The organism is Microcystis sp. LEGE 08355 (assembly GCF_015207185.1).
GTDB lineage: Bacteria > Cyanobacteriota > Cyanobacteriia > Cyanobacteriales > Microcystaceae > Microcystis > Microcystis panniformis.
In genome coordinates this window covers 1-8527 of sequence record NZ_JADEXI010000163.1, presented here as the reverse complement: position 1 = coordinate 8527, position 8527 = coordinate 1, and the positions used below count along the sequence as shown (strand labels likewise).

The following is an 8527-nucleotide window of genomic DNA, read 5'->3' as shown; positions in this document are numbered from 1 at the left end:
TCCCTCCACTGTCCCCCCACTAGCGGCAATTCCCTGTAAGCGTTTTTTTGCAGTTAAATTTGAAACTAAAAATTCTCTTTTCGGTGGTTGTCCATAAACGATATAGGGAATATCGGTTAATTGAGAGTTTTCTTGGAATTGTTGACGACGCTGACGGATAATCTGGTTAAGATTGGCGATTTTATTATTCTGACCCAACTGGGTAACTTCTGAGTAATTTAGATAAAATATATCTCCCGTCTCCGATAATATTTGCTGCTGTAACCAGAGGGTTTCCAAAGCGAGAAAATGCCAGCGTAGGTGAGCTAAAAGACGGGAGTAAATTTCAGTTACCTGGTTTTTGATATTTAATCTTTTTTGGACATTGTGGGAAGATTTGACTTTTTTATGGCTATTATTGCCCGGAATATCTAAGGGTAGTTGTAGCAGATATGGGGGATTTTCTCGCCATCTCGGTATGGAAATATCAGTCCCCACTTCGCTTAAATAACCGTAGGTTTCTAACCAGAGGGAAAAAGCTGAGTCAAAATCTCGATCGATCGTATTTTTTCTCAGTTCAGATAGCGATCGCATTGAGGCTATTTCTGGTGCTTGGGAGTTATCCAATTTCTCAAAAGGTACTCGGGAAATACTGCGACGCAAAGCGAAGCTAAGGGGGGCAAGAATACTATAATAGGTAGCTTTTTTTAAGACGGTTAAAATTTCTTCAATTTGCTCTAAAATCTCTCCAGAAGATAAAGCTTCTAGGGAAGTAGCGTTAATTTTTTTGAGCGTCGGGATAAAATAGTTTTTTTGATCTTGGCTAAAGTCTTTTTCTAACTGTAATTCCCGTCCTAAAAGTTTTAATAAACCAGGGGAATTAGCCATGGTTGCCGTTAAAGGTGGTTTGGTAAACTTTGCCCCTTTGGTCAGGAATTCTAAGCTTTCTGGAGGTAATCCCATGCGACGGAAAATGTTTCCTAATAAAGAAGCATTAAAATAGGCTCTTTGATAGTGTAAAGTCGCTGTTTCATTGAAGTCCAAATCGAGGGCTTTTTTGTCTAAAACTAACTGGAAAATATCTCCCCAAACTCCACAGGTTAAAGGACGATTAATCGACCAAGGCAAAGGACGAATCACCCCGGGGATAACTTCAGCTGCGATTTTTCTTGTCCAAATTGGCTGTAAATTAGTGATAGGACGGCACTGTAATAACCATAATTTTCGTCCGTCATGAGTCCATTCTATATCTTGGGGAATGCCATGATCAAGGTTTTCTAATTGCCGACAAAGATTAGCTACCTGTTGAATAATAGCAGGGGGAATATCTCCCGCTCCGATGATGATATTTTCTTCTAAATTAACTCGATAACTTTCGGGGGTAATTCTTCCCGATACAACTCTGGTGGCATCTCCAGGTAAAGCTTCAATAACTACATCTAAACTGAGAGGATTAATCGGATCACGACTGAAGGCAACTCCCGAAAAAACTCCTCGAATTTGTTCTTGGATTAACACAGCCATGGCCGTGTTTTCTTGACCTCGATCGAGTCGATAATTAACAGCATTAGGACTATTATAGGAGGTTTGGCAACTTAAAATCGCCGCCGCTAAATTTTCTCGATCGATGACGTTAAGAATTGTGGTATATTGTCCCGCAGATGAAGCAGTTTCACTATCTTCTCCAATAGCGGAAGAGCGCACGACTAAGGGATGATTAATATCAGGATTAAGAGATTCTATTAACGGTTGTGGATCATCCCCCGGTGGTAAAACCCACCCCCTAGGAATGGGATAACCGGCACGCTTAAGATAGGCTAAAGTGGCGGCTTTTTGTCCCACTTTTGAAGCAACCAGATTGTCATCAAGAGTTTGGATCGATCGATCTCCACGAAAAAAACGAAACATAGTTTTTGATTCATTGTTAACACTTGCTTCGGGTAAGTCTAAATCGTCGGCGATTTTTTGAAAAATTGCCCCTAATAAACAGGCTAAAGCAATGGCAGTTATAATATAACCTGAATCGTGGGGACGGCGCAAGGTGAGAATTAAAGCTAATAAAAATAATCCTACCAATCTACCTGTAGATTTTTCCCGAAAAATAGTAAAGCTAATCCCACTAATGATTGAGGTGAGAAAAACAGCGACAAAATCGTGAACGATTAATCCCCAGAAAACATTAGTAGTTCCTGCACCTTTTCCTAACCAATAGCGCCCCACGACTAAGGCAATTAAAGCTAATAATTCCCAAGTGGAGCCGGTGGAAAAAAAGAAACGGGTTAGGAAAATAACGATAATTCCCTTGGCTGCTTCCGAAATTACCGCCAAAATTCCCACCAATTTACCCCCATGGTAAAAGGCGGCAGTTACACCGATATTACCAGTACCTAATTGGGATAATTTACGTCCAGTTACTAGATAATTTATCCAATCGATCAGAGGCAATCCCCCGATTATAGGACAGACTAAAAAAATAAATAGGGAACCCCAAATTTCTCTCATTTAAAATGCGTCTTAGTTTACGATCTTGTCTTAGTAACGACCTTGAGAACATGAACACGAAAGCGATCGAATAAATTGAGATTAATGGCTTAAAAACCAAGCAGATGGAGCAAATAAAGGCAATAATTGCGGATTTTAAGCGGCAAAATCAACCCCTCAAACTGAAGAAAAAAGCGTCAAGAGTAAGGTGGACGATGCACACCCTACAGACTTAAGAAAATCTGATTGACAGTGAGATTTAATTCGGTGAAAGTCTCGGAGATCAGGCAATCGCTGTCTCGAAATTGCCGAATTTGATATTCTTCCTCAACTAAGCAACAAACAGAGATTGTCGGTTGTTTAGGAGTGCCGAGAAAATTACGCCCACCCAAGGCTGCATAATCGACAATCCAATATTCAGGAATACCCATTTCTTCATAATCAGCAAATTTTAAGTAGTAATCATCACGCCAGTTAGTCGATACCACTTCAATGATCAGAGGGATAGATGCACCCTCACTAAGGATTGATTCTTTTTTCCATAATTTTTCCTGAGCGAGCTTGGTTCGATTTAGCACTAATACATCAGGAAAATAACCAGAGTTTTTACCAGTAGGTCTGACAATCGCTTGGTTAGGAATTAAATAAGGAAGCCCCAGTCTATCAATTATTCCACTGAGTTTAACAGTTAAAAATCCTTTGATTTCCTCGTGTTCTCCTGCGGGTTGTGCCATTTCAATAATATTTCCCTTGTGTAGCTCATAACGTACTCCCGAATTTTCAGGCAGCCAAGGGACGAATTCCTCGAAATTAACAGTTTTAGGTAAGGTTTGGCTCATAGCTGGCAAAATAGCATTCTCTCTCTACTAACTTCCTTGGCTCTATTTTAGGGTTTGCCGAAAAAGTTTTTTCTGGGGGCAGGGTGTGGGGTGTGGGGAGTTTTCTGCTGTGAACAGTGAACAGTAAACAGTAGCAATGCTCACCCTACAGACTCTCTAGACAATCTGCAAACAATCTGCGATCAAACTATCGATGCTGCGCCCCTAGATTGCACCTGCTCTGATTGGTGGGGGCGTATATGTACGCCCTTTCTTCGATCGGATTTGCTGATCACCATAACCTCAAGAGAGCGATTAATAATTAGCCCCATCGAGATTAATTTACTTAACTCCCACTAAAAAAGTTGTACCGATCGCCATAATTGCCAATCCGATGAACTTACTAATTAGAGTCGCTTGCTTGGCTAATTTTTCCTTGATGACACTGCCAAGGAAAAAAGCACCAGATGCGATCGCTAATTGGATGACGGTAAAACCAATTAAATAGGCAACTAAAGCGGCAACTCGCGCCCCGATAATGGATTCTCCGTAGGCATAACCGTGGAAAATTCCTGCGATCATTGCCAGAGTTGCCAGAGCGATCGTATAGAGATTAGAATGATTTTGTAAACCTTTTCTCAGGGTTAAAATTAGGCCAAAAATTACCACAGAAAGGGCAATAATTCCTTCAGGAAAAAGTAAACTTATTCCCTGTAAATGAATACCCGTCCCGATTAAAGTAGCAATTGCAAAAGCGATCGGAATTAATAAACCCTGTTCCATCCCCACAGCAATTAAACCACTAGCCACCACAAAAGCTAAATGATCTAAACCGATAACCGGGTGAGCTAAACCCGATAAAAATCCGTTCCAAAAATTATCAGGAGTTTGCCCTCCCATGGCATGATGGGCAAGGGTTTTGCTGGCAAAAATTAACAGGAAGAGAGGGACAATAGTTAATATCTTTGTCCAACTTTGACGAAAAATTATCTTCATTGATTACCTCAAAATTATGATTCGGAAACCCGCGCAACAATCGCCCGGTGTCGGGGACTGGTGGGGGTAATGATCGGTGCTTGAAACCCCGCTTCAACTAATGCCTGTTCGATATCGAGAGTAAAATATTGATCGAGATAGGGTTCGGTACTCTTGAGTAAGGTGAGGACATAAGGGGGCATTTTTCGATAAATTTCCGAGCGCGGATTCATATCCATCAGCGTCAAATAACCCCCCGATCGCAATAAACGACGCGCTTCGGCGAAAATTTCTCTAGTAGCCTGTTGGGGTAGTTCGTGGAACATTAAAAACGAAGATACCAGATCGTAGGACTGACTGGGTAATTGAGTTTTTTCCGCAGCCGCGTGTTGCCATTGAATCGTCTTTTGTTTTTGTTGAGCCTGGTATTGGGCAACGGCTAAATAGTAGGGAGAGAGATCTAACCCAGTTACCCGCGCTTGCGGATAAGTATCTTGCAGCGCGAAGCTGCTCATGCCGACACTACAGCCTAAATCGACAATATCGTTAATTTCTGCCTTGATTTGCTCCTTTAATATCCGGTGATATTCCCGTCGTAATCGCGGGTCGCCGTCCATCCCCGCCCCGGGCCAGATGGTAGAATGGACAGCATAGGCGGCAGATTCTACCTCAAAGGCTGGCAACCAGTCTAAATTGCCCTTTTCGTAAGCGTGGAAAGAACAAACGTAGTATTCGGGATAGACGAGATCGGGATTTTCTACCGCTTGCAGTTCCTGACTCCAATCCCGTTGCTGCCATTGTTTGACGGTTTCTCGCCAAGGTACGCCTAGTTTTTCGGCTCTTTTAATCATCATATTGCGCGCCTGATAGCGAGCGATGTCAAAAAGCGGTTTTATGCCGAGAATACGGTTAACTAGACCAGAAACAGGATTAAAGGAGGCCGGAACGGGTGTAACTGTCATAGAAAAGCTTCGATCGTAAATTTTCCCTTTTTCATCTTATAACAGTAATCAGTAATCAGTAATCAGTAATCGGTGAAAAGACAGCACTGTTATGGCCATTTAATACTGCTCAGTTAATACCACTGACTGAAAACTCACATCTGATAACTGTTTACTGACCACAGCAAAAAGCTCCCTAACCACCATCTGGTCAATTTTTCTTATGAGAACAATCGCTGAAATCAACGACAAAATTGCTAAAAAAACGGCTGTAGTCTGGACAGTAGAGGAATTAAAAAGCCGCGTGAGTGAGATGGGAATTAAGGAGGTTTTTTCCCAAGTAGATGTGGTTTGTACAGGAACTTTTGAACCGATGGAATCTTCGGGGGCAATTATTAATTTAGGTCAGACGGATCCGCCGATCAAAATTCGTCAATGTTGGTTAGATGGCATTCCTGCTTATGCCGGTTTTGGGGCGGTGGATTTATATTTAGGAGCCAGTGCTATTAGTGATCTAGCGGCCAAAAATGAGAATTTAGAGGCAGAAAATCCCGAAAGGGGTGGCGGACATATTATTGAGGATTTAATCGCCGGAAAATCGATTCAATTGCGCGCTGTCGGCCAGGCTACCGATTGTTATCCTCGCACTTCTTTTGAAACGATTATTTCTAAGGATACCATCAATCAATTTTATCTTTTTAATCCTCGCAATCTCTACCAGAATTTTATCGTCGGAGTCAATGGGGGAGAGCGGACTTTATATACTTATTTGGGACCACTACAGCCGCGATTAGGTAATGCAGTATATTCTAACCCCGGCGCAATTTCTCCCCTGTTAAATGACCCCGATTTAGAGGCTATAGGCATCGGTACGCGCCTTTTTTTGGGAGGAGGAATCGGTTATATTGCCTGGGAAGGAACCCAACATTTTCCCCTGCAAAAACGCCTACAAAATCGCACTCCTATTGGCCCCGCTTCCACCTTAGCCTTAATTGGTGATGCGAAACAAATGAATGCTCGTTGGGTGCGAGGTTGTTATTTCAAAAATTATGGGGCTTCTTTAATGTTAGGAGTAGCGGTACCGATTCCAATTTTAAGCGAGGAAATCGTTCGACATTGTGCGGTAAAAGATGAGGAAATTGTCGCTCCAGTGGTGGATTTTTCTATTCCCCGGCGAGTCCGTCCTACCTTTGGTTTAATCACCTACGCTAAACTAAAAAGCGGTCGGATTATGATCGAGGGAAAAAGTGTTAAGGTGGCTCCTTTGGCCAGTATTTCCTTGGCCCGGGAAGCCGCTTTAGAATTAAAAGCACTGATCGAATCGGGAGAATTTACCCTCACAGAACCCGTGGCAAAAATTAATCTAGAGCGGACTTTTATCCCCCAGGATCGTTGGGGTGGAAAATTATCAATTGAGTAAAGCCTAAAGATATTATCCAACAAGGGTTTTACCATTATTCAGCCAACCCTAATTATCGGCCCAAAAGATTGGCAATATCAGCACATCCCCCCGGAATGGTTGCCCGCGACTTTTCCCCACACCAACGACAACAATAGTGACGTTGTTCCTCGCTCATGTTTTTCACCCCGGTAAAATTGACATTTTCTACCACTGCTCCCGTGTGTTCTCCAGTGTCATAATTGGGGGGAACGGTACGACTGCGGGGGGTAGCATTTTCTAGGGAACCATAAAATAAACGCATCCCTTTGATATCTGCCCCTCTTAAATTGGCTTCGTAGAGAATTGTCCGGGATAAATTTGCTTTTACCAAATCGCCATAACTTAAATCGGCCCGCACCATATTCGCTTCGCTTAAATCCGTCCAGCGCAGATCCTGTCCAGAAATGTCGGCCCCTGCTAACATTACCCCCAATTGTACTACTCTTGTACCGAACTCTCGATCCTCCGCATAACCCCCTTCCCCGTCTAGAATCGGTCGGCCCAGATAACGATCGCGTTTAATCGGTGATAATAGCCGCGATTGACTCAAAAAACGCAGTATTTTCGCTTTCCCAGAGGCATCGACACTGCTGAGGATGGAAGCGGTGCGACCTTCTGCGATCGCTCTTTCCTGGGGCCAATCTTCTAAAAATCCCTCCTCATCCAAGGCTAGATCGGAAATCCCCTGAAAATAGGAATCGATCGTCTGTTGTTGGGTAATGCGATTTTGTTGTATGGTTAAATCCTTAGAAATAACGTACTGTTCCCAGGCCACATAGACGGCTAACACGGCGATCATAATCTGTCCCAAGGCCCCCACCCACTCGGCCCAGGAACCGAACTCATCGTATTTAAAACTCTCTAACCATCGCAATATGCGATTGTAAACTCCTAAATATTTCCCTAATCCGGCCAGAGCGGCTATAAAAACGATAAAAGCGAAAACGGTCTGACGTTCAGAGGGGGTGAGATAATGGGCGATCCACTGGCGAATAGAGGGTAAAATCACCTGTAAAGATATTAATATCGCTACTATCGCCCCAGAAAAGCCTAACCAGTCCCAGCTAAAGACGAGGCCGATGGTCATCACCATCAGGGGGGCCAGTAATAACCCCGCGTTACCCGGTCGAAGATCTTTTAATACTAGGATGCGCTGACGCAGAGGATTACGGGAAGATAAAGAGGAGACGTATTCGGAGGCATCGGGGGGCGATAAACCGGCTTTACCGTTATTTTCGGGGTTATCGTCCCTATTTTCCGCGGCGAGTTTTTCTGGGTCTTTGCGATCGCTCATCGAAAATTTGGGTCTGAAACCCCGTCGTAGAACGACGGCTTTACTGTTAAATATTAGCACATTTACGAAATATATGCTAAAACGTGAGGTATGGAAAAAGCCTATTCGTTTCGATTTTACCCAACACCCGAACAAGAGTCGCTATTGCGGCGCACTTTGGGCTGTGTAAGATTAGTTTACAACAAAGCTCTCCACGAACGAACACAAGCTTGGTACGAAAAGCAAGAAAGAGTAGGATATGCTGAAACTTCTTCAATGCTAACTGATTGGAAAAAGCAAGAAGAATTAAACTTTCTCAATGAAGTAAGCTGTGTACCCTTACAACAAGGGTTAAGACATTTACAAACAGCTTTTACTAACTTCTTTGCTGGTCGTACTAAGTATCCTAACTTTAAGAAAAAACATCAGGGAGGAAGTGCCGAATTTACCAAATCTGCTTTTAAATTTAAAGACAGACAAATCTATTTAGCTAAATGCACAGAACCTTTACCTATTCGATGGTCAAGACAAATACCAGAAAGCTGTGAACCAAGCACAGTAACAGTCAGATTACATCCTTCTGGACGTTGGCATATCTCAATTAGATTTGATGACCCAA

The 8527-nt window shown here is 42.9% G+C and carries 7 protein-coding genes; 2 read left to right on the top strand and 5 right to left on the bottom strand.

Features of this window, described 5'->3' with window-relative positions; all coding sequences use genetic code 11:
• The 4 genes from IQ242_RS10460 to IQ242_RS10445 form a co-directional block, all read right to left on the bottom strand.
• On the bottom strand, window positions 1–2481 hold a 2481-nt coding region (locus IQ242_RS10460), incomplete at its 3' end, for a glycerol-3-phosphate acyltransferase (RefSeq protein WP_193959924.1).
• A 203-nt stretch (window positions 2482–2684) separates the two neighbouring features.
• On the bottom strand, window positions 2685–3299 hold the full coding sequence (locus tag IQ242_RS10455) for a Uma2 family endonuclease (RefSeq protein ID WP_193959923.1): 615 nt from the start codon (window positions 3297–3299) through the stop codon (window positions 2685–2687).
• A gap of 321 nt (window positions 3300–3620) precedes the next feature.
• Complete coding sequence (locus IQ242_RS10450) at window positions 3621–4274, bottom strand: HupE/UreJ family protein (RefSeq protein ID WP_193959922.1); 654 nt, start codon at window positions 4272–4274, stop codon at window positions 3621–3623.
• A gap of 14 nt (window positions 4275–4288) precedes the next feature.
• On the bottom strand, window positions 4289–5215 hold the full coding sequence (locus IQ242_RS10445; RefSeq protein WP_190358462.1) for a class I SAM-dependent methyltransferase: 927 nt from the start codon (window positions 5213–5215) through the stop codon (window positions 4289–4291).
• A 202-nt stretch (window positions 5216–5417) separates the two neighbouring features.
• Here IQ242_RS10445 and IQ242_RS10440 point away from each other — a divergent pair, with 202 nt between their 5' ends.
• The gene (locus tag IQ242_RS10440) at window positions 5418–6614 is read left to right on the top strand and encodes a homocysteine biosynthesis protein (protein WP_193959921.1); all 1197 of its coding nucleotides are present in this window, start codon (window positions 5418–5420) and stop codon (window positions 6612–6614) included.
• 52 nt (window positions 6615–6666) lie between these two features.
• On the opposite strand, the gene IQ242_RS10435 is transcribed toward IQ242_RS10440, so the two are convergent.
• Complete coding sequence (locus IQ242_RS10435) at window positions 6667–7929, bottom strand: pentapeptide repeat-containing protein (RefSeq protein ID WP_193959920.1); 1263 nt, start codon at window positions 7927–7929, stop codon at window positions 6667–6669.
• A 90-nt stretch (window positions 7930–8019) separates the two neighbouring features.
• On the opposite strand from IQ242_RS10435, the gene IQ242_RS10430 reads away from it, so the two are divergent.
• A partial coding sequence (locus IQ242_RS10430) for an RNA-guided endonuclease TnpB family protein (protein ID WP_193959919.1) occupies window positions 8020–8527 on the top strand: 508 nt, incomplete at its 3' end.

What these genes read in the sequence shown, in the direction of transcription:
- IQ242_RS10455 (WP_193959923.1), bottom strand. Translation starts at nt 3,299, where the DNA reads ATGAGCCAAACCTTACCTAAAACTGTTAATTTCGAGGAATTCGTCCCT.
- IQ242_RS10450 (WP_193959922.1), bottom strand. Translation starts at nt 4,274, where the DNA reads ATGAAGATAATTTTTCGTCAAAGTTGGACAAAGATATTAACTATTGTC.
- IQ242_RS10445 (WP_190358462.1), bottom strand. Translation starts at nt 5,215, where the DNA reads ATGACAGTTACACCCGTTCCGGCCTCCTTTAATCCTGTTTCTGGTCTA.
- IQ242_RS10440 (WP_193959921.1), top strand. Translation starts at nt 5,418, where the DNA reads ATGAGAACAATCGCTGAAATCAACGACAAAATTGCTAAAAAAACGGCT.
- IQ242_RS10435 (WP_193959920.1), bottom strand. Translation starts at nt 7,929, where the DNA reads ATGAGCGATCGCAAAGACCCAGAAAAACTCGCCGCGGAAAATAGGGAC.